Source organism: Nocardia sp. NPDC057455, assembly GCF_042802775.1.
In the GTDB taxonomy this organism is placed as follows: domain Bacteria; phylum Actinomycetota; class Actinomycetes; order Mycobacteriales; family Mycobacteriaceae; genus Nocardia.
The window spans coordinates 1-25915 of record NZ_JBHVDM010000061.1 but is presented as its reverse complement, the minus strand read 5'-3'; the positions used below and the strand labels follow the sequence as shown (position 1 = coordinate 25915).

Genomic DNA, 25915 nt, shown 5'->3' with positions numbered 1-25915 from the left:
ACGTATGAAGGTCGTGATCGCCGGCTCGTCCGGGTTGATCGGGACGGCGCTCGTCGCGGCTCTGCGCCGCGACGGGCACGAGGTCGCCCGGCTGGTGCGCAGAAAAGCGGCCGCCCCGGACGAATTCGCTTGGAACCCGGCCCGCGCCCACTTGGACGAGCGGGCGCTTCGCGGTGCCGACGCCGTGGTCAATCTCTGCGGGGCGAGCGTCGGCCGGCGGCGTTGGACCGGCAGTTTCAAACAGGAGCTGCGCGACAGCCGGATCACCCCGACCGACGTGCTGGCCGGCGCGGTGGTCGCCGCGGGCGTCCCCGTGCTGCTCAATGCCAGCGGCGTGCATTACTACGGCGGCGACACCGGCGATCGGGTGGTGGACGAGAGCTCCCCCGCCGGTTCGAGTTTCCTGGCCACTCTGTGCCGGGACTGGGAGATGGCGACCGAACCCGCCGCGACGGCCGGTACGCGCACGGTGCTGTTGCGCAGCGCCGCGGTGCTGTCCCGCGCCGGAGGCCTGCTCGGCATGCTGCACCCGCTGTACGCGCTCGGCTTGGGCGGGCGGCTTGGCAACGGCCGCCAGTACATGCCGTGGATTTCGATGGCCGACGAGATCGGCGCGCTCGTCTTCGCGCTCACCCACGACACGGTGTCCGGCCCGATCAACGTGGTCGGCCCCGCGCCGGTAACCAACGCCGAGTTCAGCCGCGCGCTGGGCCGGGCGCTGCATCGCCCCACTCCGCTCGTTGTCCCGGCATTCGCGCTGAGTGCGCTGGTCGGCGAGATGGCGCAGGAGGCGATCCTGCGCGGGCCGAGGGCTATTCCCACCGCCCTGGAGGAAGCGGGCTACCAGTTCCACCATCCCACCATCGGCGCCGCGCTGGCCGCAGCGGTGGGACGACCCGGAGATGCCCGATGACCGACCGACTCGACACCAGGCCCGCGACTGTCATCCGTGACGCGACCACCGCTGACCTTCCGGCGATCCTCGACATCCACAACGCGAATATCGCCACGTCCACCGCGATCTGGGACACCGAGCGGGTCGGCCTGGACGAGCGCCTCGGCTGGTTCCAGGCCCGCACCGGCGCGGGCCTGCCCGTGCTGGTCGCCGAGATCGACGGTGCGCAGGCGGGTTACGCGAGCTACGGCCCATGGCGCACCAAATCCGGCTACCGCTACACGGTCGAGAATTCCGTATATGTCGACGAACGCTTCCAGCGTCGCGGCGTCGCCACCGCCCTTCTCACCGAGCTGATCGACCGTGCCCGCCGCGCGGGCACGGTGCACGCCATGATCGCCGCCATCGAGTCCGGCAATACCGGTTCGATCCTCCTGCACGAACGCTTCGGCTTCCGCACCGTCGGGGTCCTGCCCGAGGTAGGGCACAAATTCGGCCGCTGGATGGATTTGACGCTCATGCAGCTCACCCTCCCCGTCGACGTCGACTGACCCGCTGCCCCGGCCTCCGACGTACTGCGTTCCCACTCGCGGACGTATCGGGTGGTGGGAGCTACGCGGGTCTATGCAGTGGAGGGCCGTGCCGCAGTCGACTGCTCGGACGCACGGACGCACGGACGCACGGACGCACGGACGCACGGACGCACGGACGCACGGACGCACGGACGCACGGACGCACGGACGCACGGACGCACGGACGACGGTTGCTCGGCGTCCTTACGCGGATGGGCGTATCCCGGTAGGCGCGGTGCATTTCAGCACGTGACGTCAGGTCGGTCCGAGGGACACGGTCGACGCGAGCCCCCTTCGACGTCCGCCCGAAGCGGTGAGGCCTTTAGCTCGGCATACGGCAGTCGAGCATCGACGCCATGGAAGACGCCGCACTCTTCGCGCCGGGAACGCACGCTCGCGCCGGAACTCACATCGGGGCAAGATCGTCCGACACGGTGGCTCACGGAAGCGGTGTGGATGCTCGCGCCGTGCCTCACTGGGGCAAGACCGTCCCGCCCAAGGGCTCACGAAGGCGGCGTGGTGTTCGCTGCCGCTACCGGGCTCCGCTCACCCCGGCGACCCACTCGACGCGGATGCGTGCCAGCGGTTCCTGACCACGCAACCTTCCAGCTCTCCTCCTGGCTATCCGTTCCGCCTGTGCGGATTCTCCCCATCGAGGTGCTGGAACCGGCTGCCTCCGTGGGCGTACCGTCATCGTGTGAACGACACGCGCACCACTCTGTCCGCCCGATTCGATACGACCCCGATCGTGGTCGAGGATCTCGGACTCATCGACTACCACGCCGCTTGGGAGCTGCAGCGCAACATCGCCGAGCAGCGCGCCGAGGGCAACGGATCCGATCATCTGCTGCTGCTCGAGCACCCGTCGGTATACACCGCGGGCCGCCGCACCGAGACCGACGATCTGCCGATCGACGGCAGCCCGGTGGTGCAGGTCGACCGCGGCGGCAAGATCACCTGGCATGGCCCCGGCCAACTGGTCGGCTACCCCATCGTGCGGCTCGCCGAGCCGGTCGACGTCGTCGACTACGTGCGCCGCCTCGAGGAGGCGTTGATCACCGTCTGCACCGGGCTCGGCCTCGTCTGTGGCCGCGTCGAGAGCCGCTCCGGTGTCTGGCTGCCCGCCACCGAGCTGTACGCCGAACGCAAGATCGCCGCGATCGGTGTGCGCGTGCAGCGCGGCGTGGCCCTGCACGGCCTCTCGCTCAACTGCAACGCCGCCTTGGACGGATTCCAGGCGATCGTCCCGTGCGGCATCCGCGACGCGGGCGTCACCACGCTGACCCGCGAACTCGATCGAGAAGTGACCGTCGCCGAGATCAAGCCGCTGGTGGCCGACGCCGTCCTCCGCGCGCTCGACGGCGAGCTGCCGGTCGGCGAGCACAATATTCCCCGTGTCACTCCTGGTGACACCACCCCGCGGCTTCCCAGCACGACGGCGTAAGGTCGATCGAGTGACCTCAGTCGACACCCCGACACCGCACAACGCCGCCGCAGCCGAACCTGCCGCGACACTCCCGGGGCCCTCCGTGGCTACACAGGCTGCCTCCTCCGGGCCCGAGGCTCGTGCCGCGAACGGCCGCAAGCTGTTGCGCATCGAAGCCCGCAACGCGGAAACCCCCATCGAGCGCAAACCCAAGTGGATCCGCACCCGCGCCACCATGGGCCCTGAGTACTCCGAACTCAAAGGCCTGGTGAAGCGCGAGGGCCTGCACACCGTCTGCGAAGAAGCGGGCTGCCCCAACATCTTCGAATGCTGGGAAGACCGCGAGGCCACGTTCCTGATCGGCGGCGAACAATGCACCCGCCGCTGCGACTTCTGCCAGATCGACACCGGCAAGCCCGCCGCCCTCGACCGCGACGAGCCCCGCCGCGTCGCCGAAAGCGTCCAGGCGATGGGCCTGCGCTACTCCACCATCACCGGCGTCGCCCGCGACGATCTGGACGACGGCGGGGCCTGGCTCTACGCCGAAACGGTCCGCGCCATCAAGCGTTTGAACCCGCACACGGGCGTGGAACTGCTGATCCCCGACTTCAACGCGCACCCCGACCAGCTCGCCGAGGTCTTCTCCGCCCGCCCGGAAGTGCTGGCGCACAACCTCGAGACGGTCCCCCGCATCTTCAAGCGCATCCGCCCGGCCTTCCGCTACGAGCGCTCCCTCGCAGTCCTGACCGCCGCCCGCGAAGCAGGCCTGGTCACCAAGTCCAACCTCATCCTCGGTATGGGCGAAACCCCCGAGGAAGTCACCCAGGCCATGCACGACCTGCACGAGGCAGGCTGCGACATCCTCACCATCACCCAGTACCTGCGCCCCTCCCCCCGCCACCACCCCGTGGACCGCTGGGTGAAGCCGGAGGAGTTCGTCGAGCACTCCAAGACGGCTGAGGAAATGGGCTTCGCAGGCGTGATGGCCGGTCCGCTGGTCCGCTCCTCCTACCGGGCGGGTCGGCTGTACGCCCAGGCGATGGCGCATCACGGTCGCGAGATCGCTCCCGAGATGGCGCACCTCGCCGAGGAAGGCACCGCCTCCCAGGAAGCCAGCTCCGTGTTGGCCCGCTTTGGCAGCTGACCTACCTCCGAGCAGTTTCGGCCCTCGCACTACTTCATGCGAGGGCCGACGCCTATCCAAGACATACCGGCAGATCGCCACTTCGGCCAACCTGTCGGCCGAGCCAGTGCTGCTCATCCTGGTCGGCAGCGATATCTCGGCCATGGAGGTTCTCGGATTCCGCGACCGGCCGTTATTCGGACGCGCGACCGAAAATGACCGCCGCTCCGCTGCATTCGGCCGATGTGCGGGCCATGACCGGCCTCGACGCCGCCGACAGCGTCGACGCGCTGCTGATTATCGGCGGGGCTTCCCGAGATCGTAAGTCGCAGTGCCCGGCATCGGCCGCGACCTTCGCCTCGTAGCTGTTTCCCGATCCGGTATCGCAGATAGCTTGCCGCTGGCAATTACAGTGGGGGCCAGCGGATCTCGTCCGAGCATGGGAGTGAGCCTTCACCACGCGGTGGCTTCCGTTTCGGCGGGAACATTCGAGAGACTGAACTGTCATTTACAGCAGTACGGTCGAGTGCGCTTGCAAGGGGTATTGCTATCGCCGTCTGGTGAGCCGTAAGGAATTCGCCGATAACTTGTGCCGGGCGGGCGCCAGTCGACCGGATTCGACGCCCGGTGATCAGATCGAGATGAACCCGAGCTCGTTACTGCGCATTCTCTGTTTGTGGCATAAATCACGTTTGCCTACAAAATACCTGGTCAGCACCTTGAAGAAGGGGCAAAACTCGGTTCTCCAAGATCGGCAATCCTTGGCATTAATTTACCGTTTGCCAAATGTTTACCCGTCGTGATCAAGCTGAGATCAGGTCCGGAAGAGACCCGAGAAATCAGCTCCACAGCTCCAACGGCTTGTTTCTCTCCGGGTACGGCAGCGGCACCGATGGGCACCGCCCCGACCAGTGCACCGCGTCGCGCCGCCAGGAATTCGATCCCTGGCTTTCACAACGAAATCCGAAAACCGCACACGAGCCGAGATGGCGAACACTTCACCTGGTGCCCGCCCATCCACGCTGGTCTTTCCGGCCGGATCGCCGCACGAACAAGGAACTGATTTCTCGATGCCTGACGCCCGCCTTTCCTTTCTCCGTCTCCCGTCCCTTCGTAAGGGCGCTGCCCTCGCTGCCACCGTCGGCGTGATCGCCGTTGGTTTCTCCGCCGGGGTGGCGGTGGCCGACGACAGCGCTCCGGCCCCGGTCGCCGCTGTCGCGCCGATCGATCTCCCGGTCCTGCCGGGGCTGCCTGCGCTCCCCGAGCTGCCCGCGCTGCCAGGTTTGCCCGCGCCGGCGCCCGAGGGCTTCCTGCCCGCGCCGCCCCCGGTCTACGAGAACAACCTCGACGGCTGGATTCGCCAATCCCTCGACGTCATGCGCGTTCACGGCATCCCGGGGAGCTACGAGGGCATCCACCGCAACATCATGCGCGAATCCGGCGGCAACCCCCAGGCCATCAACCTGTCGGACTCCAACGCCGCCAAAGGCACCCCCTCCAAAGGTCTCCTCCAGGTGATCGACCCGACCTTCAACGCCTACCACGTGGACGGCACCGCCTTCGACATCTGGGACCCGGTCGCCAACATCACCGCCGCGTGCAACTACGCGGCCCATCGGTACGGCTCGATGGACAACGTCAACGGGGCCTACTGAGTCCCGAATCCGAGCAAACGCCTCCTCCTCGTCTCGACGTGGAGGCGTTGCCTTTTCCCGGTGCGACTCCAGTTCACCTCGATCGGCCACTGCCCTGCGACACCATAATCGGCCGGCAGCACCCTGGTAATCGCGGTCCAGGACACCGACTCCGGGTCTCCATGGGGGCGGTGAAATGCGTGCGGCGGTTGGTCGACGCGGCGGCGACGATCTCGCCGAACCCAGCACAGCGAACGAAAGCGAGCACATAGGCCTGCTTTCCGAAGACTCCAAGGGGAACGCAGGCCCCAAGCGGTCGACCACTCGAGGGCCAGTGGGTCCGGACGGGCCACGGCGCGGCTCACCAAACCCGACTTCGATTCAAATCGGAATGCGGCGAGTCTTGTTCGCGATTGCCCGAGCCGTCGATGCTGATGAACGAATACGGATCAATCGAAGGTCCGGGCGTTGCCGAAGTTGCTCCCGAGCCCGGCGTTCGGCATACGCATCGGGTGACCGCCCTGGCACCCTCCGCTGGCTTTCGCGAAGAGGCTCGTCGGTGCGGAGGAGGGTTCCTGCTGTCGTCTCGGATCCTCACCGGCGAAGCGAACCACCCATTCGGTACCGCAGAATCGCGAGTGCTCGCCGAGCCGGATGACGGAGTGTCCCTCTGCTCCGCGCAGGCTAGACCTGCGCGGCGCGCCTGCCCAAGAATTCCCGCACCCCCGGAACCGTGGCATGCGTGCGAACCAGGTTGGCGATGGCGTCGATGCGCTGGTGCAGGCGGGTGGAGGCGAGGCTACTGATGGTGTCCATGTTGTCGGCGAGCAGTGAGCACGCCTGGGGGATGTCGCCCGCATCGATGAGATTGCGCGCAAGATTGAGCTGCCACGCTGCACGCTCCCGCGGCCACGCTGACGAACTGTCGATGGCGGCTTGCAGGTGGGTGGCCGCCGCAGTGTGCTGCCCCAACCACATCTGAGCTTTGCCCGTGATGCCGTTCAGCTCAGCTTCGGACAGGTAGACCCAATCCGGGTCGTGCCCTCGAACGGACTCGTAAGCGCGGTGTGCTCTGCTGATCGCAGCCGTCATTTCCGTCTTGTCGCCGCGTGATCCGTGTGCTTCAGCTTCACGGATCGCCATCAGTGCTCGCAGTTTCGGGCCGCCGTCACGAAGCGTTGCGCTCGAAGCGGCCTGGGCATATTGCACGGCGAGCGCCTTCCCGGCTGCATTCTCGCCAGGAAGGCGCACCATGAGGCAGCTGGCATTTCCCAGGGCATGGGCCGCCGCAATTCCGTCACCAGCGGCATTGGCGGCGTGCGCCGCGTCCGCGTAATAACGACGAGCATCATCAAAGCGGCCTGCGTCGAAGTGGACCCATCCCGCGGCGGTCATCATCTCGGCACCCGTGCTGGTGAGCGCCCGTCCGACCTCGTCGGTGTAGGTGCCATGGTTGAGAAGCTGCTCGACGTATCGAACTTGATTGGCAGCGACCCGGCACAATCGATCACCACCGACCACCAAGTCGAGTTCGTGGATCTGGTTCACGCTCTCGGCGATGGCGGCCACATCATTCGCACCGACCTTCACGTTCGAGACCGATGCGGCTCCGGCCGGAGCGGCTGCCGACATCGTAGCGACTCCGATACTCCCGAGTGCCCCTGCTCTGAAGAAGTTGCGACGGTCCACATCTGCCTCCTGGTCCGACTCCACTACCAGTATGGCAAGCGGAACCTGAAGCGCACGGGCTACGAGCCGAAGAACGCGAACATCGTGGGAAGCGGGGCCGCCGCGTTCGAGGTGCGAGACGGCAGGTTGGGAGAAATTGATCAGTGCGCCCAACTCGGACTGGGTCATGCCGACCGATTTGCGGATTCGCCGGATCACTTCACCGGTCGTCATGTACATGGCTCGGCACCCCCCGATTGTCGACTGTTGTTCCCCTGAGCATTCACCCCCGAAACAGGTGCCTGCGCAGAATATACGGCTCCTCGCATAGTCGGAACGGAAACCGAAATCCGTGCTCCCATCTGGCCGAATGCCGCGCTTACGTTCGGCCGTAGGTGCCCGGTACCGGGCCGACGCCGCACCCTCTACGGCGCACCGGTCGGTCAGAGTGGCGGGCTGGTGGCGAGAGCCCCCGGTACCGGGTACCGGCCGATCCTCGAAGCAGAGAGGTTTCCCTTGTCCACGCATTCGCTCGCCATTTATCAACTCATCGCCCTGTGTGACGCAGCCGCCCACCGAGCACCGACGTTGCCGTTCAGCATCGCCCAGGCCCATGACGTGATGCAGATTCACGCGGCCTGCCGCGCGAAAGATTGCGCTCGCAAGGCGGCGGCACGACAGGTGCTGATCGACAGCGGACGAATGGTGCCTGACCCGAGCAGGCCGCAGTGAAGGAAGCCGCTCCCGGATCGCCGCACCGACGCCGCCACATCCAGATCGAAACCGGTCAGCTGCGCCTGGACTACCAGGCGAGCGCCGAACAGGCCGAAAGCGTCGCACACGCGCTAACACAACGGTTCCCGGATATCACCGTGACTGTCGACGACAACCTGGACGACGACCTCCCGCACCTCCCCTGCGCACGGCTGTGGGGCTGACCGCCCACCCCCACCTTCCATCTTCCGAATCCGAACGGAAATTCATCGATGCAATTCGCTCACCGCCGAGTAAGGCCGACTCCTCCCCGCCCCGTGCTGACGGAGCGGCCATGAATACAGACCCCGCCGCCGACCCGACACTCACCCGCTGCCAGCGCTATCGACACGTGCACGGGCTGCCGTGCTACGTACACGAGGAAACTCGGCGAATCACCCTGCGCGCAGGAGATGTAGGCGCGGTCACCGTACCCGCACAACTCGGCAGAATGGTCCACAGCGACCTCGCCAGGCAATACTTGCTCGGCCCCGTCATCGCACACGGCTCCGGCCGCTGGACGATCCTCGTCCGTCCCGACGACACCCACCAGCTCGCCGACGACAGCGACATCTTCATCGCACTACTGCGCGCCTGCGCGACGATCGTCCCCGACGGCGGCGAGATACTGCTGCCCTCCCCCGCTGACGAAAGGACCGGATACCGCTGGTGGGTCGTCGCACCACGCGACGCGTTCCGCCCACACATCAGCACCGTCGTGCAGTCGATCATCATTTGCGCGGACCGAACACCGCACCCTCAAAATGGATTTCAAAGACGCGACCGGCCGCTACACCACTCGTACAGCGACCATCGAGCTGCGCTCCCGGTCGATCGGCTGACGCGAGGGCCCGAGGCTCCCTGATCCGAACTAACCGAATCCGATGGAACCGGATCCCCCGTGGGTGCGTCATAGACTTCAGGGACGACTGTGACGGCCCGGATCGGGAGGCTTCGGTGGGACGACGGACGACTGCGACAGTGGCGGCGCTCGCCGGGGTGGTGCTGATCACGACGGGGTGCGAATCGAGCACGAACGGGACTGCCACGTCCAGCACGACAACCGACACGTCGGCGGCCACGGCCGCGTTGTGGGATCCGTGCACGCAGGTGTCGGATCAGCAACTGCAACGAATCGGCGTGGTCTCGTCCACGAAGAAGTCGGGCATCGCTGGTGTCGAGCAACCAGGATGGAAGGTCTGCTCCTGGCATGATGCGGCGTCTCAGTGGAATTACTCGCTGGGAGTGTGGTCGACGATCTACTCCATCGACGACCTGCGAAAGAAGCCGGAGAATGTCGACTTCGTGAGCATCAATGTCGGCGGACGGGATGGATTCCGTTTCCGAAACACGTCCGATGTCGCCGGTGAAGACTGCGATCTGGCGTTCCCCGCTGGCCAGGGCGCACTACAGATAACTGTCTTCAATACATCGCCCAAGGGCAACGTAGCGCCGTGCGATCGGGCCATGAACGCTGCGGAATTGCTTGTGCCGACGTTTCCACGCTGATCAGGGAGAATTCTCTATGTCGATGAGCGAAGAGGTTTCGCGGTGGCGATACCTTGCCGATGAAGCCAACGCTGGCAAGCTTTATCTTGACCGCGCGGTCGCACAGAGTTGCCGCGATGCCTGTAATCGTCAGATCGATCTCTATGTCACGCTTCTCGAAGACCTGAAGATGATGACCCGCGTATCCGGTCTCGGCCGCTTCGATTGCTCCGACGAGCTGGCGAAGATGCTGGGCGACAAGGCGATCGGTGGCGACGGCGATGTGAACTCCGCCCTCAAAGAGCACATCGAAGTACTGACCCTGATGCGTGATACGATCCAGATTTCCGTGGACCGCATCGGCGCACAGGATGACTCCAACGCGCAAGACACGAGTAATCTGCTGAACTGACCGGGGGATAATTATGGGCCTGCCGTTCTTGGTAGCGATTGGCGCCGCGCTCTACGAGCAGTCGAAATCGGGCCCGCCGGACAGCGACTCGCGCGACGAGAGTCCCGACGCGGCCATCGCACGCAACCGCATCGCCGAAATCATGCGCAGCGGTGGCGATGTGCAGACCCAGTCGCCGAAAGTGCCGGAAAGCGCTTACAAGAACCCGGATGGGATCGACGATCTCTATCAACGCGTGCAGGCGATGTCGATCACCGACGTCGTCGCGCTGCACCAGCGGTGGGAGTCCATTCGCAATCGGCTCGAGCAGGGTTTGCAAGGTTTCGGCCCCGAAATCGGCAAGGCCATGGAAGGCAAGTGGGAGGGGGCGGCGGCGAAGGCCGCGAGCGACGGCATCAAGGAATACGTCGACAAGTCCAGCGGACTGATCAGTTCGGTGCAGATCGTCGCCGAGAAGGTGAAGATCATCCGATCGGGCATCGAGGTCACCCGGCCCGCCGTGCAAGAAGCGCCGAACCATTCGTGGACCAGCAATGTCGCCAGTTGGGTGCCGGGCCCGACCTGGAAGTTGAACCAGCACCGCGACGACTCCGCGCACGATGCGTCCGTGAACGTCGTCAAGAACGTCTTCTACCCTGCCGTCCGGGAAGCCGACACCGGCGTTCCGCTGGTACCCAAGCCGTACAACCCGGTGCACAATTCGGGCGATCAGTCGTCCGCGCCGAACAACGGCCGGCAGCCGTCGTCCGGTACCGATAACGGCGAAAACAGCACCACTGTGGACCCAGCACAGCTGCCAGGCACAGACAACACCCCGGAGAGCACCGTACCGTCCAGCACGAATCCTGCTGCCGAGCAAGAAAATACGTCCGAGCAGACCACCACTACGCCCGCAGGCACGAATCCGTCGACCCAACCGGCGAGCACCAATCCCGGCACGGATCCATCACAGACCCGCCCCGGAACACCGAGTCCCGGATCCCCCGGCACACCCAGTCCGGACACACCCAGCCCGGGCGTCCCCGGCCTAGGCAATCCCACGCCGGGTCGCAGCATCAGCGGTGTGCCCGGTGTTCCGGGCGGCGTTCCCGCCGCCGCGTCAGCACGTCCCGGCACCGGTCGCCCGGGAACGAGCGGCACCCCGGGCATGATGGCACCAGGCGCTCGCGGCAAGGGCGACGACGACAAAGAACACCAGACGAAGGACTACCTGATCAACCAGCGCAACGGCGAGGAGCTCACCGGTCTCGGCGCTGAGAACAGAGTGAAGTCCGTGCCACCGGTGATCGGCGAATGAGCGAAGCCAGTATCGTCGCTACGCCGAAACGCACGACACGACCGTGATGCACGACGAAGGAGCCGGCTTCATGAGCCGACGGGAATGGTCGTTCACCGCGCTCGGCTTCACGGTGCTGTGGCGGGCCGTTGAGCGGGACGTGCTGCCATACCCGTTGCAGTACCGATCCACCGCGGAGACCGTCGCCGATTACGAATCGGAATGGAAATCCGAAGCCGCGGGACTGCACCGTCGCCTCGACGAGTCCCTGTACAGCGCACTTCGGGTGCTTGCCGAACCCGAGGCACGCATCGAGATGGCGGGTTTCAGCGGGAAAGAGAAACTTCGCGTGCACGCGGCCGTGCATTATCGGCATGCGGTGCTGCTCGTACAGGAGCCTACGTCGTCGCCGGATCGCGGTGGGGCCGTGCACATGACACTGATCGATGCGGAGGGCGTTAGCCGTCGGGTCATCGACCACCTGCCCGACGCCACACGCGGCAACGGCCCCGGCATCGAGATCTCTCGGCACGACCTCGATGCCGAAGACGAGGAACCGTACCGCGTGGGCGCACCGGCCCCGCCCCGCGCCCGAGCCGAGCAGTTCTTCGAACGCCCCCGCACCACCGTCGCCCACGTCGCGGTGTACGCGGGCCCTGCCTGGGACAATCGCCCGGCACCCGCGCGCGGATTCCACGTAATGGACTATCCCGACGGCCGCTATCTCGTCCGCAGCGGAGCCACCATCAAAGCTGTCCCGGCCGACGCCACCGAAATTCGATCCCAACTCGACCGGGTCGTACACGCAACAGTCGCGGCCTTCCGCGAGGAAGACGATCCCAGTTACACCTGACGCATCGGGAACCGTCCTCCACAGGTGCAACCGGAATCGAGCGGCCGAAGAAATCAGCCAACGAGCCAGCCGGACTCCGACCAGGCCGATTCCCCGTCTATTCAGCGAAACCGCCAGCCCCGGCGGCAGATAACGACTGATCCGCACCAGCACCGTCCTGCCACAGCGGCGGACCTTCGACCGCTCAGTCGAGGATGTTCAGCACCACCGCCGTAAGCATCAGGGCGAACAAAGCGCCGAAGACGACCCAGCTGGTGCGGATCCAGTTGAGACCCGGCCACCTCGGCGGCTTCGGGGCAATTGCGCCCGGCAGAAGATGGAACGCCGGAGAGCGGTAGTAGACGGTCGTTCGGCATCCGGGGTCTACCGGCACGACGGTGTCCGCCGGACCCATATCGGAGTCCCACGCCCGGACGAAGAACCTGATGAGAAGGTTGACACCCCGCGTCAGAACCTCGATCCGGTAGAGCCCAGGTGCCACCGGGATGTAGGTGGGGCCCCAGGAGGCGTTCGGTACTTCGTTGCCGTTCACGTAAATGCGCGGCCCGGTCGACGCGTACACAGGGCCCGCGATCCACCATCGAAAGTAGGACGTGTCGACCACGATCCCGGTCTCGCCCGGTTCTGGCCGGTATGCCTCCACCGGGTGACGCTCGACGTCCTGGAAGAACCGAAGTCTCGGCCGGTCAACGGTATGTATCGGCGGCGGCACATGGTGAGTGACCCCACCATACGAATGGGCCTCCGGCGCATACGGCTGCGGATAAAACGCGTTGTGCGGTAGTGGGTTACCGTTCCGATGCGGTGTTCCGTCGAAGCCTGCCTGGCCCGGTCGCACCGCCGCTTCTGAGCCCACTTGCGCGTATGGCAATGGACTACTCCAACCCGTCTGGCCCGGCTGGTGCAGACCTCCTGCACCGGGTTGTCGATGTTGCTGTGGGCCACCGAAGTCCGCGTAAGACGCCTGCGCGCCAACCGATCCCGTATGTTCGTCCGGGGGCGGGGGTGGTTGACGCCCGGGACCGCCGGCAAAGGGCGCGTGCTGATCGTTCACAGTGCTTGGATTCCCCTCGTTGATGGTGCTGTTCGCAAAGATTGCGTACGCGAAGCCGGATCCAGATCGTCAGCCCTTGGCGGGCTGGTTTTCCTTGCCCAGAAGGGCATAGATGACAGCGGCAACCGCCTGGGTGAGCGTCTGAACGTCCTTGAAGGCACTCGCCATGTCGAGCAGTAACTTCGAGATCTTCAAACCATCGCGCCCGATCCTGGCGATCACCGCGGCCGCGACGTGCGGGCCCGCTGCGCCCAGGGAGGCCGCGAGTTCGAGTGTGTACCCGATCAGTGCACCCGCCAGGCTCGTCAGGATGTCCTGCACCATCTTCCGGAAGGCCTTGACGATCTTCGAGACGGTATCCATGATCTCGCCGAGAGTGGCCGCCACGCCGCCCGCCCCAGCGATCTGGTCGATGAGATCGGTGGCGCGGTTACGGTAGGCGTCGCCCGCGCTCCCGGTCCACGTCGCGATATCGGCCTCCAGACCCAACCGCCATGATTCGCTCATGTCGGTCAGCTCTTTGGCGATGAGGTTCCACGACTTGGAATACGCCTCCACCATCTTGTCGTTTCCGGCGAGCCCATCCAGCACCTTGCGGTACGGCTCGACGTGCGTGAGCATCCATCCGGCGATCTGATCGCCGACGAATCCGAACGGATCGAACACCGCGTCCGCCACGGTTGCGCCGACCGCGATGCCGCCCGTGATCGAGTCGAATGTCTTGGCGTTGCGGAAGTTGGCGTAAGCCTCCCATGCGTCTCCGGCGATGGTGCCGGACAGAACGCCCGGCAGCTTGGTCTCTTCATCCTGCTGCAGACCGATGTCGTGCATCCAGAAGACCGTCTCCTGGAAGTACTCCTCCCGGTAATCGGTCCCCTCGGCGATCAGTGGATTGTTCTCGGGCTTCTTCCGATCGTCGAAACCAGGAGTGTTCTCGTTGAGCCAGTTGCCGATTCCCGTGCTCACTTCGACCCTCCCGGTGCCTCGGCGATGGTCTCGCGCAGCTCGGTCACCGATCTGCCGAAGGCGCTGTCTCTGCCCTCGAATGCCTTCGCGACGGTGTCGAGTTTGTCCGGCAGCGCCGCGACGTCCTCCGCGAGCTTGCGAATCACATCGATGGTGTTCCGATGCTTCTCGTCCAGCACCAGCTTCACGAACGGACGGGGAATCTCACCGAAACCGTCGTCTGCCGAACCCAGGTAGGCGGCCGCTTCGAGCGACAGGGTCAAGCTCTCCATGAGTTTCTGCAGCTTCGCGGCATGATTGCGCACTTCGTCGGGATCGACGGAGATGGCGTCAGGATTGGTCACGGTCACACCAGCCAGGAGCGGTTGTAGTACTCGGTCTCCGGATCCGGTTCGTCCGGGACGACTACCTGGTCGCGGTTGGGTTTGCGGCTTCGCGACGGTGGCGTCGCTTCCGAGGACGCCGGGCCCTGCTGCGCCGGGAAATGAGCCGGTGTCATCGATGGACTGTGGCGGGACGATGACGACGTCCGGCCTTCGAACGACGCCTCCGCCTGCGGCTCGGGATCGGGGAAACGCTGGATGTACTGAGCGACGATCGCGGCGCCCGCCTCGTCGTCACCAACGGTATTCCGCACGAGTTCGGTGACCTGTATCCGCAACGCCGATTGCGCTTGCCGCAGGCACGACATGATCTCGGCGGACAACACCGCCGGGTCCACACCGCGCGAACGCGGTGACAGATCGATCGCCGTGGGTGCACCGCTGCTGTCCACAGTGACCCGGACCCTGCCATCCTTGCCGGACTCGGTGACGGTCAGCGCCTGCATCCGGCCTTCCAACTCCTGAAACCGTCCGGCCCGGCGCTCGAAGTCCGCAGCCATCCGCGCTAATTCATCTGCAGCATGGTGCACATCGAATTCGGTCACCAACACCTCCCACTTCGCATTCGCCTGTTCGCGCTTCTTACATCGACACTGACGCAGCAGGCCGCCGATCGGTTCCATCGGAATCCGCGCCCATCAGATCGGTGACCGACCGGGGCGAGGGCCGATCGACCGGAACCGCCCTGCTCCAACCAGACGCTAGCCATCGCCTGGCCCTCAATACAGCTGTCGGACAACACTATCTGTCCAATCTGCGATTTCGTGCGCGACCGGAGAGGTCGGGCGAAACCAGCCGACCACCCATCGATGCTGGTCACACCGGCACTCCCCGCCAGTGACAACAAGCACACGAATAGGCGCACCTACCCTGGCCATATGCCTCGCTGGAGTACGCACAGTGGGAAGTCGGCGAGAGTGGGTCGGCTCGCACGGCTTGGGGGAGATCCCGAAACACTCTCGGCGACAACAATTTCGATGGCGAGAACGCGATCGAACTCCACTGCCTCGAGCGCGAGCGGTTCGCGGCCGCGTGCCGACAGTGAAGCCTCGCGTCCGGTCCGGTCCGGGGTGCATCCGGGTGCGCTCGCCCCGCGGTCCAAAACCGTCTCTCGGACAACGACAATGGGGATGCCTCCATTGCCGCGGCGAAATCGGGATGACGAGCCGCATCGGCTTCACAACACGGGAGCGGCCGCATTCGTCGGGCTCTGCATCGGCATGGTGATCTTGGTGGTATCCGGATGTCTATTCGTCGGCGGCCCAACGGAAACCGCGTTATCGACGACTACACCGCCCCGCACCAGCGCACCGAACACCTCGCCACCTTCGTCCACCATGCGCGCGACGACGCCTTCGGTCCCCGCTCCCGCTCCCCCTGCAGGCCGCTCGGGCATCGGGATCACCTTCGGGAAGGTCACCGCCAACGACGGTACAACCATGGTGGTGCGGAACGCGTTCACCAGCAACAGCGTCAAAGTCCGCGCCGACACCGGCACCAAGGTGCAGGTCCTGCTCGCCAAGCGGGCGGCCGAGATACGCGTGGGAGCCTTGGTCGGCGTTTACGGGCGGCAATATGCCGATGGTGTGATCGTCGCAGAGGTCATCACCGGGATCTCGATCGGCAGTCTGCCCAGGTGATTTCGGCTTGCCGGCTCATCCTCGCCCGCGTAGCACCGCTTCCACCATCCCGTCGTCGACCGGCTCGCTCTGCCCCCACACCTCACGCGCCAGCCGCAGCTTCCCGGCCATGCTGCCCACCAACGCCACCTCCGCCGCCGCGTCCCCCGCTCCCTGCCTGAGTGCCTTGCTGTAGCGAACCGCATCGACGATGACCGATTTGACCCGCTCGTGATCGAGGTACGTTCGCAAGTCGCGCCGCCATTCGCCGGTCGCGGCCTCGGGTTCGGCGGCGATCCACTCGGCGAGGAACGCCTCCTGCTCCTGCGGGAGGTAGCCCATTTTGTGCAGATGGGTGGCCACGTCGTACACCGGGTCGCCATACAGTGCGAATTCCCAGTCGAGGAACACGACCCGGCCGTTTCGCACGATCATGTTCTTCCGGTGCACGTCGGCGTGCACCATCCGAAAAGGCCTGGCTTCGAGCGTGTTCCACGATGCGATGACCTGCTCGAGCGGCTGATCCGGGATGCCGAGCTTGCGGTACAGCTCGCCGAAATCCGCGCTGCTTTCGCGGTGCACCCGCGCGGTGACAGCGGACAATCGGCGGGCGAACCCAGCGGGATCGTCGTCCCGGTCCGATTCGATCGGCGGCAGCAGTTCCCGGGGAACACGGCGGAGTTCCGCGAACAACGCCGCCACATCCGGCGGTACATGGGGCGGAACAGGCACGCCGCGGGGTGCGAGGCGATCCAGCAGATCGCCGTCGATGTAGTCGTGGATCTGGTAGGCGGGGCGTACCGATTCCCAGCGCAGCTTCGGCGCTGAGGCGACGAAGGGCTCGATCGCGATCAAGATCGCGGGTTCGGGCCATTGCCGCAGATCCATCACATCGGCGCCCTCGACGGGAATCCGCACGTTCACCGCGCCCGCGATGCCGTCGACCCGAACATTGTGGTTGTAGTACCCGGCCGCCGACTGCGAGCGGGACAGGGCGTCGCGGTACATCGCCTCCGCGTCGACACCGAGTACCCGCGCGATCACGCGCGCCGCGTCGCGGTCCACGCCCGATCCCGGCGTCGGCGGCTGAATGCGCGACCGCGCTGCGGCGGCGGCCTTCGAGATATCGGGTTCGATCCAGCCGTACAGCGCCAGAACCGCTCGCGCCACGAGCACCAGCCCCGGATAGACGTTCGCGCCCTCGAATTCCGAGATGGCCCAGCGCACACTGCGGACGGCGTCGTCGCGTTGCCCGCGGCGCGCGAAAATCCCGGCGCGGAACAGTTCCGCCCTGGCCCGGCCCGACCGGTACCCGGCCTGTTCGAGAATCTCGCACGCTTCGGCGAGCGCGTGCTCGGCGGCGTCCAGTTCCCCGAGCGAGAGCCGCGCCAAACCGAGTGCGGTGTACGCCTTCCCGAGCTCGTGTAGCGCACCCAGCTCACGCTGTTGCACGATCGCGGCTCCGGCCGCCGCGATCGCCCGCGACGGATCGGTGAGCGCCAGCAACTCGGCCACGTTCGTCGCGATATTGGCCTGCCCGACGACGCTGCCCGCGGCGCGGTAATGGGTGTCCGCTTCGGCCAGATACTGTGCGGCGCGATCGGTGTCGAACGCCAACCGGTAGGCGAGATGACGCAACCGCGCCACGTCGCCCAGGAACTCGCGGTCGTCGCCGTCCGCCATCGTCACGAGTTCCTCGCACATGGTCAAGGCCTGACCGAATCGGCCCTGGCACATGTGCAGGTCGGCCGCCCACTGCCCGGCGACGAGCCGGGCCCGCCCCGATCCGCGCGACCAGACGTCCTGGTAAATGGTCAACGCCTCGTCGGTGTCACCGAGGATGCGGCGCGCGTTCGCCGCGGCGACGGCCAACCGCTCCGCGATCGGCCCGGTCCGATCCAGAGCGACGTCCCGGGTCAGCCGATCGGCTTGCTTGGCGTCGCCGAGCAGCACCGCCGCTTCGGCTTCCAGGCACCGCGTGAGTTCCGTCAGTTCCGCCATACCCGCCAGGTTCTCATGCGGATCGCTCAGGTAGCGGTCCAGATCGCTGATCACTCCGCCGATACCCTGACTGCCCCCTGCCGCCTCGATCCGGTCGACATAATGCAGCAACGTCACCGCGGAAAGCATGCCCGAGCGAACACCGTGATATCCCGCCTCCCGCAACGCGGTGATCCGGCCGGTCGGCCGTTCCGCACGGATGAACCACAGGTTGTGCAGCACCGCGTGCAGGGTGCGCCGAACATCCGGATCCAAGCGCCGCTGCAGCGCGTCCACCATCAGCTGGTGCAGCTGGAAGCGCTCGCCTTCGCCGCTTTCGTCGGCGGCGTACACGAACGAGTACGCGATCAAGGATTTCCATGCCGCGATGTGATGAGGTAACTCGAACTGCTGCGCGACAGCGGTGAAGATCTCCCGATCGAACGTACGAGGTAGCGCCAGAAGTTCCAGCAGCCGAACCTCGTCGGGACGCACGTGCTGCAGGAAGCGCTCGAGAATCGTTTCGGGCGATACCAATTCGGCGGGCGCAACCCAGCCCGCGCGAGTGCGGGCATCGATGGCCAGATGCAGATAGAACGGGACGCCGGCACTCGAAGCGGCGATCGCCGCGCGCTCGGCGGGATCCTCGATGCCGGACGAGTCGAGCAATTCGAAGCGGGCGTCCATCGGCAGGTCGTCGACCGGCACCGCGCGAATACGGGTCGACCACTCCGGGTCGTGCCGTTCCCACCCGAGCGGCTCGCGGCAGGCGATCACCACCAACCCGGTGTCCAGCTGCGCGACCACATCGCGCAACCAAGCGTCGGACGCCGCCGCGCGGCCTTCGCGATCCGTGCCGCCCATCAACGCTTCATAGGCGTCCAGGAAGACCACATAGGGTTCCTTGCCCGCCGTCCCGCTCTTGAGATCCTCGGCGAACAGATAGGAAACGGCTTCTTCCAGGCCCGCGAGACTCAACCGGTCGAGTTCCTGGAGGACCGGGTCGTGGCGTATCCGGTGAGTGCGGATGGCCCGTCGCGCACCGAGGTCCAGCAGCCGGGTCGCGGTGCCGAAGACCGGGATGCCGGTGGCGTCGTTGAGGATCTCGGTCAGGATCTCGCTGTGCTCGGCCAGCGCCAGCGAGTCCGAGGTCAGGCGCAGATGCGGGTGCATGCGCTGCCACAACACCGCGCAGGCGATGTCGAAGCGGTGGAACTTGATCTTCTGCGCGCCGAATTGAACGCGCAGGACGGCCAATCCGTCCGCGGCCTGACGATGACTCGGCACCTGCAGATCGAGCACCGCCGCCGGATGCCGCTTCTCGACCCGCGCACGCAACTCGGTGACCAACCGGGACTTGCCGATCCCGCCGACACCGCTGAGCAGCATGACCCGGGGATACTCGGCAGCGTCGCCCAGCAATTCCTCGAACCGCGTCAGAACCGGCGCACGATCGACGAACGGACGGCTGGTCGATCCCGGCTGAAAGCGTGCGGTCAACACCATGGTGTGTCCCCCTCATGACGACCCCGGCACGATTCTGCCAGACGCCGCCACCGATCCTGCCGGGTGACCGGGCCGACGGCGGTTGAATGTCGGTGCCTGTTGCTAACTTTCGTTTCGTTCTGATCTGACGAAAACAGGCGAGGCGCTATGACAATCGGGGGAACCACCTATCTCGAGCTGTCCGAGGACAGCGGTACCGCGCACAAGTTCTACGAGGTGATCGTCGCGGGCACGCAGGTGAGCGTTCGCTTCGGCCGCATCGGGGAGCAGGGGCAGACGAAGGTGAGTTCGTTCGCCACCGAGGCGAAGGCGCACGCAGCCGCGGCGAAGAAGGTCGGCGAGAAGGTACGCAAAGGCTATGCGCCCGCCGTGATGGGGGCGCGGGGCAGGCGTCCGGTGACCAGGCGAGCGATCAGCAGCGGCCGCTCGACCGCGAAGGCCGCGCCCGTGCTGTGGAGCTTCGACTCCGGCGCCGCCGCCTTCGGCATCTTCGTCGACGAGCGCCGCTGCTGGGTGGGCAACGAGAGCGGCGACGTGTTCACCCTGACCCCGGAGGGCGTGGTCACCGGCCGCTACCGCCTGCCGGACGCCGTCAAATGCATTGTGGCCGACGATTTCTGGATCTACGCCGGATGCGACGACGGCCGCGTCTACGACTTGTCGGGCAAGGTGCCGCGGGCGGCCTACGATATCGCGGCCGATGTCGACATCTATTGGCTCGACATCCACGACGGCATCCTCGGCGTCTCCGACCGCCAAGGCGGCATCACCGTGATCGATTACGAGGAAGAGTCGCTGTGGACCCGGCGCAGCACCGGCGATTCGGGCTGGATGGTGCGCATCGACGCGCACGGCGTCTACCACGGGCACTCCACGGGCGTCACCAAGTACGACCTGGACACCGGGAATCCTCTGTGGCAGGCGGGCACCGGAGGTGACGTCCTGTTCGGCTGGCAGGAATCCGACGCCGTCTACGCGGGCACCTCCCGCAACCAGGTCCGCATGGTGGCCAAGAACGGCCGAGCCGAGCACATCTACCAGTGCGACGCGGCGGTCTTCTCCTGTGCCACCTCGCCCGACGGCCGTTACGTCTTCGCCGGTGACAACTACTCGTCGGTGTACTGCTTCGACGCCGCGGGCAATCGCGTGTGGAAGCTGGCCACCGGCTGCGGTTCGGCCTATTCCATGCAGTACCACGACGACAAGCTGTACCTGGTCACCACGACCGGCACGCTGGCCTGTCTCGACGTCGGCGAAGCCGCCATCCGCGATGCCGAGCAGGGCGTGCTGCCGCAGACGGTGTCGGTGAAAGCACCCGAGATCTCGGCGGTGGTGCCCAGCGACACCGTCGAAATCACCTCCGACGCGGGCACCGGCGTGATCGTGGAATGCGTGAGTCACGGCACTTCGCTGCGCGTGCGTGTCGTCTCGCCCGGGTTCCACCAGGGCTGGAATGTCCAGTTTCCCAAGGACATCCGACGACCGGGTGCTCGCTACGTAGTCGACGGCATCGCCGAGTCGGCACGCGGCGGTTTCTACCGCGTCCGTGGAGACATCCGCCGGCTGTCCTGACCGAACCCGCATCGGGTTCTCGCCTCGCCGCTGGGAGCCCCGCTTTCAGCGGTTCTGGCAGACTGGCGATGCACTGTCGAATTGGGGGGTTGATTTTGGCGCATAGGCAACTCACATCGTCGGGCGCGATCGCCGTGGCTCTGCTGACGGCGGCACTACTGGCCGGATGTGCATCCGACGATCGCGAAGTCACAAGTTTTCCCTCAGAAGCGGCCGAGCAGATCGACCGCGTCGTGCGGCCGCAAATGGAACGCGCGGCTGGCCCCCGGGGGTACTGGTCGCGGTGCACGACCCGAAGCGTGGAGATTTCGTTTCAGCCTATGGCACAGCCGGTCTCGCGACCGGCCAGCCGATGGACGCGGCGGATCATGTGCGGATCGGAAGCATCAGCAAGACCTTTACCGCTACGGCGGTGTTACGCGCGGCCGACGAAGGCAAACTCGCCCTGGACGACGTCCTCGAACGTTATGTGCCGGGCGTGCCCAACGGAACCTCCATCACCCTCCGCGACTTGCTCGGGATGCAGGGCGGGGTCTGGGATGTCCGGCGCGATCCCGCTTTTCTCGCAAACTACGGCGAACCCACCGCACGTTCTTCTGGAACGACTTCGCAGATCGAATGGACCGGAACGGAAAATTCACTGGTACTCGCCTACCGAGACCCCTCTGTCCGGATTATCGTGCGCCTCAACCCCAGAATCACCACGATCATGAGAGAAGTCGAAAGCGCTCGTCGCAAGCGAAACGTGGAGCGGGACTAGTATCAACCACTTCGCTCTCGCCGAGTGGCCGGCGTATGATATCGGGTCCAGCCACATCAATTGCATCGAACAAAGTATGATCATGGCCATTACCTCGTATCACGGAACTTTCTATACCGAGAGCCTGGAAATCATCGAACAGATATTGAGATCATGGCTGTCGAAGAATGATCTTCAGATGAAGCCCCATCGCGGGTTCCAGATGCACTACGAGACCGACGGATTCGAACTCTATTGTTACGATGCGGGGGGCCCAGAAGCGCCTTTCTATTTCCTTCTCGAAGGCCGTATCGAGGAGGCGCCCGATACTGCCACTACTCGGCTTCGAGACCTTGCAGAACTGTCCAGGAACGCAGGTATCGAATTCAGTATCGACTACGAGGAAGTCGATACCGAGGGAAATCCTTTGAGCACCGAAAAGACGATCAGCTGATCAGGCAAGAGCCTCGCATTGCGCGACCGCCCCGAAAAATACCTGGTCCGAGCCTCGTCGACAATGGACCGGAGTCGATCGCCCGCGTCGCGCGAGCCATCAATCCGCGTGGCGGCGGCGCCACGGGCCCGACCTGCGAGGCGACCCTCTCCCGACGAGCCATCCCTCCGCCCGCGAAGGACCGCCCGTCCACACCCTGATCTGCCGAATCGTCGGCGGAACGCAAGGCCCGGTGGGAAGGTTGACGTACGGCAGGTGTCAGCAGAGGAGCGAGACACATGGTGGACAAGACCAACGGAGCTGCCGCGGGCAACGGCGGCGTAGTGACCGCGGACCGGCCCGAGCAGATCCGCAACGTCGTCCTGGTCGGGCACAGCGGGTCGGGCAAGACCACGCTCGTCGACGCCATGGCGCTCACCGCGCGGGCGGTCAACCGGGCCGGACGGGTGGAGGACGGCACCTCGCTGTCGGACTACGACGAGATCGAGCATCGCCAGCACCGGTCGGTGCAGCTGTCGGTCGTGCCGGTGGCATGGGCCGGGATGAAGGTCAACTTGGTCGACACCCCCGGATACGCGGACTTCGTGGGCGAGCTGCGGGCGGGGCTGCGCGCGGCCGACGCGGCGCTGTTCGTCATCTCGGCGGCCGAGGGGGCGGACGGAATCGCGGGCGCGACCAGGGCGCTGTGGGAGGAATGCGCCGCGGTCGGGATGCCGCGCGCGATCGTGATCACCCACCTGGACACGGCGCGCGACGAGTTCGACGTGATGACCGAGACCTGCCGGACCGTGCTGGGCGGCGGATCGTCGGAGAACATCCTGCCGCTGCATCTGCCCGTGTACGGCCCGAAGAACCCGGACGGCCACCGGCCGGTCACCGGCATGGTGGAGCTGCTGCCGCACTGCGTGGGCGACTACTCCTCCGGGGAGGAGGTGCAGGGCGACCCTTCGCCCGATCAGGTACCCGCTCTGGAGGAAGCGCGCAACCGTCTCATCGAGGGCATCATCGCGGAGAGCGAAGACGAGACCCTGATGGAGCGCTATCTCGAGGGCGAGGAGATCAGCCTGGCGACGCTGGTCGCCGACCTGGAGCGCGCGGTCGCCCGCGGCAGCTTCCACCCCGTGCTGTTCGCCGCGCCCGCGCCGGAGGGCGCCAAGCAAGGCCTGGGAACGGTCGAGTTGCTCGAGCTGATCACCGGCGGCTTTCCGACGCCCGCCGAGCACGCCATCACCGCCAGTAACGGCGCCGAACCGCATCCGCTGCGCTGTGACCCGGACGGAGAGCTGGCCGCGGAGGTCATCCGCACCGCGTCCGACCCGTACGTCGGGCGGGTCTGCATGGTCCGCGTCTTCTCCGGCACCTTGCACGCCGACGACACGGTGCACGTCAGCGGACACGGCCTGGAGGATCGGGGCCACGAGAGCCACGAGCTGGACGAACGGGTCGGCACGATCTCGGCTCCCTTCGGCAAGCAGCAACGCCCGCTGCGGCAGGCGATCGCGGGCGACATCGCCTACGTCACCAAGCTCGGTCACGCCGAAACCGGCGACACGCTGTCGTCCACCGACAGCCCCCTGCGGATCGAGCCGTGGCCCATGCCCGACCCGCTGCTGCCCATCGCCATTCGCGCGCACAGCAAAGCCGACGAGGACAAGCTTTCGCAGAGCCTTGCCCGCCTGGCCGCCGAAGATCCGGCGCTGCGGCTCGAGCACAACCCGCAGACGCATCAGCTGGTGCTCTGGTGTCTCGGCGAGGCGCATCGCGACGTCGCTTTGGAGCGGTTGCGGACACGGTTCGGCGTACAGGTCGATGTGACCGACCATCAGGTGGCGTTGCGGGAGACGTTCGCGGGCAAGGCCGCCGGGCGCGGCAGGCACGTCAAACAGTCCGGCGGGCACGGGCAGTACGCGGTGTGCGAGATCGAGGTCGAACCGCTACCCGCGGGAGCGGGGATCGAGTTCGTGGACAAAGTGGTCGGCGGTGTCGTTCCACGCCAGTTCATTCCCTCGGTGGAAAAGGGCGTTCGCGCACAGGCCGCACGGGGGCTGACCGCCGGGTATCCCCTCGTGGACGTGCGCGTCACCCTGTTCGACGGCAAAGCCCATTCCGTGGACTCCTCCGATGCCGCGTTCCAGACCGCCGGCGCCCTCGCCCTCCGCGAGGCGGCGGCGGCCGCGGGGGTCAGAGTGCTGGAGCCGCTCGCCGAAGTCTGGGTCCTCGTCTCCGACGACTACGTCGGCCCGGTCCTGAGCGACCTGTCCAGCCGCCGCGGCCGCGTCCTCGGTACCGAGCCGCACGGCAGCGGCCGCACCCGCATTCACGCCGAGGTCCCCGAACTAGAACTAAGCCGCTACGCCATCGACCTGCGCTCGATCTCGCACGGCACCGGCGATTTCACCCGCGCCTACGCCCGCCACGAGCCGATGCCGAACCAAGTCGCCGCGTCCGTGCGAGGGGAGAAGACGCGCGCGTAGTCCGCTCAGACCTGCGGCGGTGGTCCGACAGGAGGCGGGCTGCCGGGTTGCACCGTGCTCACTGTCGGCGGAGGCGGTGCCGCCGCCGCGGGATCGGCGGGATTGGATCCGACATCCAGACCCGTCGGATGGGCGTAGCCGGTGAAACCGCCGTACTTCTCGGTCAGCGGCGGGTTGTTGGGATCCAAGGGGATGAGTTGGCCGTTGTCCAGGATGTTCAGCCCGGTCTCGTTCTTGACGATCAGCGCGCTGTGCTTCTCCCACTGCACGACATCGCCGGTCTTCAACTGGGCGATGTCGTTGACCGTCGCCCATGGATGGTCGGCTGTCGACGCACCCGCGGTTCCCTCGTACGCGGCAACCGCATTGGTGGCAGTGTTCTGCGTCTGACGGTGCAAAGCCTCCGCGATCGGCTGAGATACCTGGACAGTGGAATTGCCGATCTTGAAATCCACCGTTCCGCCCGGTGCGGTCACCGCAGGCGGAGCGCCCGCGTACGTCGGCGCTGTCACGCCAGGAGGAGCCGTCTGCTGAACCGCTTGGGTCGCAGTGTTCGTCTGGGCGTTGCGCTTGCGCTCACGTTCGCGTTCCTCACGCCGCTCCCGCTCCGCGGAAGCCCGCTCGTAGGCTCGGTCGTCGTCGGGCTGACGATTCCCCTGGTTCATCATCCCGCTCATGGCGCTCATCATCGCCATTTGCTGCATCGCATTCGCCATGCCGTTGTCGCCGCTGGTGGCGGCGGCGGGCGAGACACTGCCGGTGTTCGTTCCAGCAGTCGTACCGGTTCCGGTGCCGACGCCGTTCTGTAGCGCCGAACGAATGGCGGACAACGGATCCGAACTCGAGGACGCATCGGTGCTTCCGGTGTCCGAGATGGGCTGGGCGCCGGTGCCGGTATCGGTCAGCGAACCCGAGGTGTCGTCGGTGGAACCATCGAGCAGGTCGCTGTAGGTCGACTCCCAGTTCGCGTTCGTGGCGCCGGGTTGTTGTGTGGAACCATCCTGAGTCGGTGGCACATACGGCATGTTGTTGCCGTTGTTTCCGTTGTTGCCGGAGTTATTGTTATTG

24 protein-coding genes and 1 pseudogene are annotated in these 25915 nt (G+C 66.0%); 17 read left to right on the top strand and 8 right to left on the bottom strand.

Annotated features, from left to right (window positions below; all coding sequences use genetic code 11):
• Window positions 1-4 precede the first annotated feature (4 nt).
• The 5 genes from ACFU5M_RS23090 to ACFU5M_RS23070 all read left to right on the top strand — a co-directional run bounded on the left by ACFU5M_RS23090 (window position 5) and on the right by ACFU5M_RS23070 (window position 5671).
• Window positions 5-913 carry a TIGR01777 family oxidoreductase gene (locus ACFU5M_RS23090; RefSeq protein WP_379052523.1) on the top strand — a complete coding sequence of 303 codons (909 nt, stop codon included), beginning with the start codon at window positions 5-7 and terminating at the stop codon, window positions 911-913.
• On the top strand, window positions 910-1446 hold the full coding sequence (locus ACFU5M_RS23085) for a GNAT family N-acetyltransferase (protein ID WP_379052522.1): 537 nt from the start codon (window positions 910-912) through the stop codon (window positions 1444-1446). Before ACFU5M_RS23090 ends, ACFU5M_RS23085 begins: the two co-directional genes overlap by 4 nt.
• A 718-nt stretch (window positions 1447-2164) precedes the next feature.
• The gene (lipB, locus tag ACFU5M_RS23080; protein WP_379052520.1) at window positions 2165-2911 is read left to right on the top strand and encodes a lipoyl(octanoyl) transferase LipB; all 747 of its coding nucleotides are present in this window, start codon (window positions 2165-2167) and stop codon (window positions 2909-2911) included.
• Window positions 2912-2996: 85 nt separating this feature from the next.
• Window positions 2997-4037 carry a lipoyl synthase gene (gene lipA / locus ACFU5M_RS23075; protein ID WP_379052519.1) on the top strand — a complete coding sequence of 347 codons (1041 nt, stop codon included), beginning with the start codon at window positions 2997-2999 and terminating at the stop codon, window positions 4035-4037.
• A 1049-nt stretch (window positions 4038-5086) separates the two neighbouring features.
• Entirely contained in the window at window positions 5087-5671 is a 585-nt protein-coding gene (locus ACFU5M_RS23070; protein ID WP_379052517.1) for a transglycosylase SLT domain-containing protein, read from the top strand.
• Window positions 5672-6334: 663 nt separating this feature from the next.
• On the opposite strand, the gene ACFU5M_RS23065 is transcribed toward ACFU5M_RS23070, so the two are convergent.
• Window positions 6335-7558 carry a helix-turn-helix domain-containing protein gene (locus tag ACFU5M_RS23065; protein ID WP_379052515.1) on the bottom strand — a complete coding sequence of 408 codons (1224 nt, stop codon included), beginning with the start codon at window positions 7556-7558 and terminating at the stop codon, window positions 6335-6337.
• A gap of 276 nt (window positions 7559-7834) precedes the next feature.
• Here ACFU5M_RS23065 and ACFU5M_RS23060 point away from each other — a divergent pair, with 276 nt between their 5' ends.
• The 7 genes from ACFU5M_RS23060 (at window position 7835) to ACFU5M_RS23030 (ending at window position 12100) form a co-directional block, all read left to right on the top strand.
• Window positions 7835-8050 carry a hypothetical protein gene (locus ACFU5M_RS23060; protein WP_379052514.1) on the top strand — a complete coding sequence of 72 codons (216 nt, stop codon included), beginning with the start codon at window positions 7835-7837 and terminating at the stop codon, window positions 8048-8050.
• On the top strand, window positions 8047-8256 hold the full coding sequence (locus ACFU5M_RS23055) for a hypothetical protein (RefSeq protein WP_379052512.1): 210 nt from the start codon (window positions 8047-8049) through the stop codon (window positions 8254-8256). Before ACFU5M_RS23060 ends, ACFU5M_RS23055 begins: the two co-directional genes overlap by 4 nt.
• A gap of 110 nt (window positions 8257-8366) precedes the next feature.
• Window positions 8367-8936 (top strand): DNA-directed RNA polymerase subunit beta, encoded by a 570-nt coding sequence (locus ACFU5M_RS23050; protein WP_379052511.1) that lies wholly within the window; start codon window positions 8367-8369, stop codon window positions 8934-8936.
• A 116-nt stretch (window positions 8937-9052) separates the two neighbouring features.
• The gene (locus tag ACFU5M_RS23045) at window positions 9053-9580 is read left to right on the top strand and encodes a DUF3558 domain-containing protein (protein WP_379052509.1); all 528 of its coding nucleotides are present in this window, start codon (window positions 9053-9055) and stop codon (window positions 9578-9580) included.
• A 22-nt stretch (window positions 9581-9602) separates the two neighbouring features.
• Window positions 9603-9971 (top strand): hypothetical protein, encoded by a 369-nt coding sequence (locus ACFU5M_RS23040; protein ID WP_379052508.1) that lies wholly within the window; start codon window positions 9603-9605, stop codon window positions 9969-9971.
• Between the two features lie 13 nt (window positions 9972-9984).
• The gene (locus ACFU5M_RS23035) at window positions 9985-11268 is read left to right on the top strand and encodes a hypothetical protein (protein WP_379052506.1); all 1284 of its coding nucleotides are present in this window, start codon (window positions 9985-9987) and stop codon (window positions 11266-11268) included.
• A 70-nt stretch (window positions 11269-11338) separates the two neighbouring features.
• Window positions 11339-12100: an ESX secretion-associated protein EspG gene (locus ACFU5M_RS23030; protein WP_379052504.1), complete on the top strand. Its 762-nt coding sequence runs from the start codon at window positions 11339-11341 to the stop codon at window positions 12098-12100.
• Window positions 12101-12284: 184 nt separating this feature from the next.
• On the opposite strand, the gene ACFU5M_RS23025 is transcribed toward ACFU5M_RS23030, so the two are convergent.
• The 5 genes from ACFU5M_RS23025 to ACFU5M_RS23005 form a co-directional block, all read right to left on the bottom strand.
• The gene (locus tag ACFU5M_RS23025; protein WP_379052502.1) at window positions 12285-12743 is read right to left on the bottom strand and encodes a hypothetical protein; all 459 of its coding nucleotides are present in this window, start codon (window positions 12741-12743) and stop codon (window positions 12285-12287) included.
• Between the two features lie 480 nt (window positions 12744-13223).
• Complete coding sequence (locus ACFU5M_RS23020; RefSeq protein WP_379052501.1) at window positions 13224-14120, bottom strand: hypothetical protein; 897 nt, start codon at window positions 14118-14120, stop codon at window positions 13224-13226.
• Window positions 14117-14464: a type VII secretion target gene (locus ACFU5M_RS23015; protein ID WP_379052500.1), complete on the bottom strand. Its 348-nt coding sequence runs from the start codon at window positions 14462-14464 to the stop codon at window positions 14117-14119. Before ACFU5M_RS23015 ends, ACFU5M_RS23020 begins: the two co-directional genes overlap by 4 nt.
• Before the next feature lie 2 nt (window positions 14465-14466).
• Complete coding sequence (locus tag ACFU5M_RS23010) at window positions 14467-15003, bottom strand: YbaB/EbfC family nucleoid-associated protein (protein WP_379052499.1); 537 nt, start codon at window positions 15001-15003, stop codon at window positions 14467-14469.
• 677 nt (window positions 15004-15680) lie between these two features.
• On the bottom strand, window positions 15681-15923 hold the full coding sequence (locus ACFU5M_RS23005) for a hypothetical protein (RefSeq protein ID WP_379052498.1): 243 nt from the start codon (window positions 15921-15923) through the stop codon (window positions 15681-15683).
• 19 nt (window positions 15924-15942) lie between these two features.
• Here ACFU5M_RS23005 and ACFU5M_RS23000 point away from each other — a divergent pair, with 19 nt between their 5' ends.
• A complete protein-coding gene (locus tag ACFU5M_RS23000) occupies window positions 15943-16143 on the top strand; it encodes a hypothetical protein (RefSeq protein WP_379052496.1) in 201 nt (66 codons plus the stop codon).
• A 15-nt stretch (window positions 16144-16158) separates the two neighbouring features.
• Here ACFU5M_RS23000 and ACFU5M_RS22995 read toward each other — a convergent pair whose 3' ends face one another.
• Window positions 16159-19608, bottom strand: coding sequence for a phosphotransferase (locus ACFU5M_RS22995; RefSeq protein WP_379052495.1), 3450 nt, complete (start codon window positions 19606-19608; stop codon window positions 16159-16161).
• A 147-nt stretch (window positions 19609-19755) separates the two neighbouring features.
• On the opposite strand from ACFU5M_RS22995, the gene ACFU5M_RS22990 reads away from it, so the two are divergent.
• The 4 genes from ACFU5M_RS22990 (at window position 19756) to ACFU5M_RS22975 (ending at window position 24847) form a co-directional block, all read left to right on the top strand.
• On the top strand, window positions 19756-21180 hold the full coding sequence (locus tag ACFU5M_RS22990; protein WP_379052493.1) for a WGR domain-containing protein: 1425 nt from the start codon (window positions 19756-19758) through the stop codon (window positions 21178-21180).
• Between the two features lie 166 nt (window positions 21181-21346).
• Window positions 21347-21940, top strand: a complete 594-nt coding sequence (locus tag ACFU5M_RS22985) for a serine hydrolase domain-containing protein (protein ID WP_379052492.1) — start codon at window positions 21347-21349, stop codon at window positions 21938-21940.
• An 82-nt stretch (window positions 21941-22022) separates the two neighbouring features.
• Window positions 22023-22373 (top strand): hypothetical protein, encoded by a 351-nt coding sequence (locus tag ACFU5M_RS22980; RefSeq protein WP_379052491.1) that lies wholly within the window; start codon window positions 22023-22025, stop codon window positions 22371-22373.
• A 278-nt stretch (window positions 22374-22651) separates the two neighbouring features.
• Window positions 22652-24847, top strand: coding sequence for an elongation factor G-like protein EF-G2 (locus ACFU5M_RS22975; RefSeq protein WP_379052490.1), 2196 nt, complete (start codon window positions 22652-22654; stop codon window positions 24845-24847).
• Window positions 24848-24852: 5 nt separating this feature from the next.
• On the opposite strand, the pseudogene ACFU5M_RS22970 reads toward ACFU5M_RS22975, so the two are convergent.
• Window positions 24853-25915 (bottom strand): annotated as a pseudogene (locus tag ACFU5M_RS22970) (hypothetical protein); the annotation flags it as partial.

What these genes read in the sequence shown, in the direction of transcription:
- ACFU5M_RS23035 (WP_379052506.1), top strand. Translation starts at nt 9,985, where the DNA reads ATGGGCCTGCCGTTCTTGGTAGCGATTGGCGCCGCGCTCTACGAGCAG.
- ACFU5M_RS23000 (WP_379052496.1), top strand. Translation starts at nt 15,943, where the DNA reads ATGGTGGTGCGGAACGCGTTCACCAGCAACAGCGTCAAAGTCCGCGCC.
- ACFU5M_RS22990 (WP_379052493.1), top strand. Translation starts at nt 19,756, where the DNA reads ATGACAATCGGGGGAACCACCTATCTCGAGCTGTCCGAGGACAGCGGT.
- ACFU5M_RS22985 (WP_379052492.1), top strand. Translation starts at nt 21,347, where the DNA reads ATGTGCATCCGACGATCGCGAAGTCACAAGTTTTCCCTCAGAAGCGGC.
- ACFU5M_RS23065 (WP_379052515.1), bottom strand. Translation starts at nt 7,558, where the DNA reads ATGTACATGACGACCGGTGAAGTGATCCGGCGAATCCGCAAATCGGTC.
- ACFU5M_RS23010 (WP_379052499.1), bottom strand. Translation starts at nt 15,003, where the DNA reads ATGGCTGCGGACTTCGAGCGCCGGGCCGGACGGTTTCAGGAGTTGGAA.
- ACFU5M_RS23090 (WP_379052523.1), top strand. Translation starts at nt 5, where the DNA reads ATGAAGGTCGTGATCGCCGGCTCGTCCGGGTTGATCGGGACGGCGCTC.
- ACFU5M_RS23085 (WP_379052522.1), top strand. Translation starts at nt 910, where the DNA reads ATGACCGACCGACTCGACACCAGGCCCGCGACTGTCATCCGTGACGCG.
- ACFU5M_RS22980 (WP_379052491.1), top strand. Translation starts at nt 22,023, where the DNA reads ATGGCCATTACCTCGTATCACGGAACTTTCTATACCGAGAGCCTGGAA.
- ACFU5M_RS22975 (WP_379052490.1), top strand. Translation starts at nt 22,652, where the DNA reads ATGGTGGACAAGACCAACGGAGCTGCCGCGGGCAACGGCGGCGTAGTG.
- ACFU5M_RS23030 (WP_379052504.1), top strand. Translation starts at nt 11,339, where the DNA reads ATGAGCCGACGGGAATGGTCGTTCACCGCGCTCGGCTTCACGGTGCTG.
- ACFU5M_RS23050 (WP_379052511.1), top strand. Translation starts at nt 8,367, where the DNA reads ATGAATACAGACCCCGCCGCCGACCCGACACTCACCCGCTGCCAGCGC.
- ACFU5M_RS22995 (WP_379052495.1), bottom strand. Translation starts at nt 19,608, where the DNA reads ATGGTGTTGACCGCACGCTTTCAGCCGGGATCGACCAGCCGTCCGTTC.
- ACFU5M_RS23040 (WP_379052508.1), top strand. Translation starts at nt 9,603, where the DNA reads ATGAGCGAAGAGGTTTCGCGGTGGCGATACCTTGCCGATGAAGCCAAC.
- ACFU5M_RS23070 (WP_379052517.1), top strand. Translation starts at nt 5,087, where the DNA reads ATGCCTGACGCCCGCCTTTCCTTTCTCCGTCTCCCGTCCCTTCGTAAG.